The following is a 3,760-nucleotide window of genomic DNA, read 5'->3' as shown; positions in this document are numbered from 1 at the left end:
CTGCCCTTGAGCTCCGTGGTCGCCTGTTCCCAGTAACGGCTGTCGGCCCACACGCCGGCAAAATCCGCGGTGACAATCAACGTGCCTACCGAGCCATAAAACCCCGACAGCCATTGCCGCCCCTGCCAGTAACCCGGCAAGTACTCGGACAGATGCGGGTCGGCCGACGGCACCAGCAGGGCATGGATGCCCTCGCGGCGCATCAGTTCGCGGGTATGCGCCAGGCGCTGGGGAACCGTTCCATGGGTCAAAGGCTGCGTGCTCATCATATCTCCTGCTAACCACTCATAATTGTTATGTGTTGTGACTGAAAAATCAGACCGCCCAGAACGCCGGCGCATTGACCAGTGCGGCCTTGATCAACTGCACGGCCGCGTCGATATCCTGCTCGGTGGTAAACCGGCCCAGGCTCAAGCGAATAGTTCGACCGGCGCTGCGTGCGTCATGGCCCAAAGCCAGAAGCACGTGTGACGGCGCATTACTCGCCGAATTGCACGCCGAGGTGGCCGAAAACGCGATACCGGCGCTCAGCGCGGCGGAATTGAATTCGCCCTCTGTGAACGTGAGGCTCAGTGTATGGGGAATGCGCTGGGTGGCGCTGCCATTGAGGCGCACGCCGGCAATCGTTTCCAACTGATTGAGCAGGCGCTGACGCAACGCGACGATAGCGGCTTTTTCTTCAGCAAAGGACTGCGCCGCCAAGGCGAAGGCAGTGCCCATGCCGGCAATCTGGTGAGTCGCCAGGGTGCCGGAGCGCAACCCGCCTTCGTGGCCGCCACCGTGAATCTGCGCCAGTACCTTCTGCTGCGCGCGCGGGCCAACATACAGCGCGCCAATGCCCTTGGGTCCGTACAGCTTGTGCGCAGAAAACGACATCAGGTCCACCGGCCATTCAGCCAGGTCGATCGCGACCTTGCCCGCGCCTTGCGCCGCATCCACATGCAGCAGCGCGCCGTGCTCACGTACGCGCGCACCAATGGCGGGGATGTCATTGAGGGTGCCCAACTCGTTGTTTACCAGCATCAGCGACACCAGGAAGGTGTCTTCGCGCAAGGCTTCACTGACTGCCTCGGCGCTGATCAAGCCTTCAGCGTCCGGCACCAGGTAGGTCACGGCCACGCCGGCGTCCTGCAACTGCCGCGCGGTATCCAATGTGGCCTTGTGTTCGATCTGGCTGGTGATGACATGCCCACCTGCCACACCTCGCGCCTGGGCCACCCCCTTGATCGCCAGGTTGTTGGATTCTGTGGCACCGGAGGTCCAGACGATTTGTTCAGGTTGGGCGCCGACCAGTTCGGCCACTTGGCGCCGCGCCTGCTCGACCGTGTGCCGGGCCGCCTGGCCAAACGCATGGGAGCTGGACGCAGGGTTGCCGAAGTTGGCATTAAAACCCAGACACTCGACCATCACTTGAATGACCCGCTCATCCACCGGCGTGGTGGCGGCGTAGTCGAAATACAACGGACGTTTATTCATGACGTTAAGACTCGCAGAGCGTATTCCCCAGGACAGCGCCTCGGGAGGGCATCGACCGGAACAGAGGTCGTCAGATTTAACCCGTCGGATGCCATAAAAGAAGGACCACTTTATGCAAATGTGCGTAGGAACGCTCCTGAAATTCAGCTTAACAGGCTGAAGTATCCCAATGGCAAACAAAAAGCCCGAGGTTCCTTAAGGGAATCCTCGGGCTTTTTGCCACTTGGCGCCGGCTCAACTGGGGCGACCGTGCATCACCACACTGCGTTCGGCGTTCATTTCGCCCTGGTGGTCGAAGCCGAACGGCTTCTGTGGCTGCCCGGTCAACGCGGCGCGCTGCTGTTGATATTCATCAAACGACAGGCCACGACGGCTCAAGGCTTCAAGGGCCAATTGCCTGGTTTCTTCGGCGGTATAAGGACGCGACTCAGGCGAAGGATGGGTCGCACATCCGGCAAGGACAGCGCTGACAACTATTAAGGAAACAGCCAGAAAGTGGTTCATGGTGAAGGCCCTGCGAAGGAGGTTTGTAGTCAATGAACACAGGCTACTCCCGCCCTCGCACAGTGAAAAATCATCCGCCGTGATAGTCGCTATCAACCGTTCCGGCATGCTTGATAGCCGCCCACTCATATTCATTTAAGATCTATAAATATGGAAATACGTTCGTTTACGGCATAACCATAACCTTCTATAAATGGCCCTGCGCGCAACCAACACTGTTCGCCACGCAACTGTTGCCCAGGCAACAGTCATTCAACAAAACCGCAACCAGGCAACAGCTCCTTTTTCAACAGTTCGTCTGCAGCCCTCGCCAATCAAGGCTTGCAGCCATTGGTACAGCTCTTGCTCAACACGCTCCACTTAACCTGCTACCCACCTCTGTTGAAAAAGGAACTGTTCTATGTCACGGCCCCTGAATGTCGTTGCCCTCTCTGGCGGAACCTGGCGCCCATCGCGCACCTTGGTATTGACCCAGGCCGTGCTGGCCGAACTGGCCACGTTACTGCCGATCCAGACCACCCTGATCGAGTTGGGTGACATTGCCCGCCCCTTGGGCGGCGCACTCTCACGCGATGAACTGCCGGCCGAGGTCGAAACGCAACTGTTGGCCATCGAACAGGCCGACCTGCTGATCGTTGCCGCGCCGGTGTATCGCGGCTCCTATCCTGGCCTGCTCAAGCACCTGTTTGACCTGGTAGGCCTCAACACCTTGATCAACACTCCGGTGTTGCTCGCGGCCACCGGCGGCAGCGAGCGCCATGCACTGGTCCTCGATCACCAGTTACGTCCGCTGTTCAGCTTCTTCCAGGCCTTGACCCTGCCGATCGGTGTGTACGCCACCGAAGCTGACTTCACCGACTACCAAATAACCAGCGAGTTATTAAAAGCCCGCATTCAACTGGCTGCAGAACGCGCAGCGCCGTTGTTTGCCGCGCACTCCCCCTCTCTGCTGAAAATCGCTTAAGGATTTGTCATGGATGTTTTCTGGTTTCTGCCCACACATGGCGACGGCCATTTCCTCGGCACCACCCAAGGTGCGCGCCCGGTCACCCTCAATTATCTGAAGCAGGTGGCGCAAGCGGCTGACAGCCTCGGTTACTTCGGCGTGCTGATTCCTACCGGGCGCTCGTGTGAAGATTCCTGGGTAATCGCCTCGGCGCTGGTACCGCTGACGGAACGCCTGCGTTATCTGGTGGCGATTCGCCCGGGGATCATCTCGCCCACGGTGTCGGCGCGCATGGCCGCGACCCTGGACCGCTTGTCCAACGGCCGATTGCTGATCAACGTGGTCACCGGTGGCGACCCCGACGAAAACCGTGGCGACGGCAGCTTCCTCGACCACAGTGAACGCTACGAAGTCTCCGACGAATTCCTGCAGATCTGGCGCCGTGTGTTGCAGGGCGAGTCGGTGGATTTTGAAGGCAAGCACCTGCGTGTGCAGAACGCCAAAGCGCTTTACCCGCCGGTGCAGAAGCCGTATCCGCCGCTGTACTTCGGCGGTTCGTCGGATGCTGCCCACGACCTGGCCGCCGAGCAGGTCGACGTGTACCTGACCTGGGGCGAGCCGCCCGCCGCCGTTGCGCAAAAACTGGCCGACGTGCGTGAACGCGCAGCGCGCCATGGGCGCACCGTCAAGTTCGGCATTCGCCTGCATGTAATCGTGCGCGAAACCGAAGAAGACGCCTGGAAAGCCGCCGCCAAACTGATCGAACACATCAGCGATGAAACCATCGCCGCGGCGCAAAAATCCTTCTCGCGCTTTGATTCCGAAGGCCAGCGG

At 59.9% G+C, this 3,760-nt stretch carries 5 protein-coding genes; 2 read left to right on the top strand and 3 right to left on the bottom strand.

Features of this window, described 5'->3' with window-relative positions; all coding sequences use genetic code 11:
• The 3 genes from FEM54_RS27090 to FEM54_RS27080 all read right to left on the bottom strand — a co-directional run.
• The coding region (locus FEM54_RS27090) for an aminopeptidase P family N-terminal domain-containing protein (RefSeq protein WP_171045910.1) at positions 1 to 266 on the bottom strand (266 nt) is incomplete at its 3' end.
• Positions 267 to 315: 49 nt separating this feature from the next.
• The gene (locus tag FEM54_RS27085; protein WP_138453708.1) at positions 316 to 1,476 is read right to left on the bottom strand and encodes a cysteine desulfurase family protein; all 1,161 of its coding nucleotides are present in this window, start codon (positions 1,474 to 1,476) and stop codon (positions 316 to 318) included.
• A 234-nt stretch (positions 1,477 to 1,710) separates the two neighbouring features.
• Positions 1,711 to 1,980: a hypothetical protein gene (locus FEM54_RS27080; protein WP_138453707.1), complete on the bottom strand. Its 270-nt coding sequence runs from the start codon at positions 1,978 to 1,980 to the stop codon at positions 1,711 to 1,713.
• 400 nt (positions 1,981 to 2,380) lie between these two features.
• Between FEM54_RS27080 and msuE the strand changes: the two genes are divergently transcribed.
• Positions 2,381 to 2,944, top strand: a complete 564-nt coding sequence (msuE, locus tag FEM54_RS27075; RefSeq protein ID WP_099547895.1) for an FMN reductase — start codon at positions 2,381 to 2,383, stop codon at positions 2,942 to 2,944.
• Between the two features lie 9 nt (positions 2,945 to 2,953).
• The coding region (locus tag FEM54_RS27070; protein WP_138453706.1) for an LLM class flavin-dependent oxidoreductase at positions 2,954 to 3,760 on the top strand (807 nt) is incomplete at its 3' end.

It is taken from the genome of Pseudomonas edaphica (genome assembly GCF_005863185.1).
GTDB classification, from domain to species: Bacteria; Pseudomonadota; Gammaproteobacteria; order Pseudomonadales; family Pseudomonadaceae; genus Aquipseudomonas; species Aquipseudomonas edaphica.
Note: the sequence above shows the minus strand (reverse complement) of the source record. Positions and strands in the feature narration are given on the sequence as shown.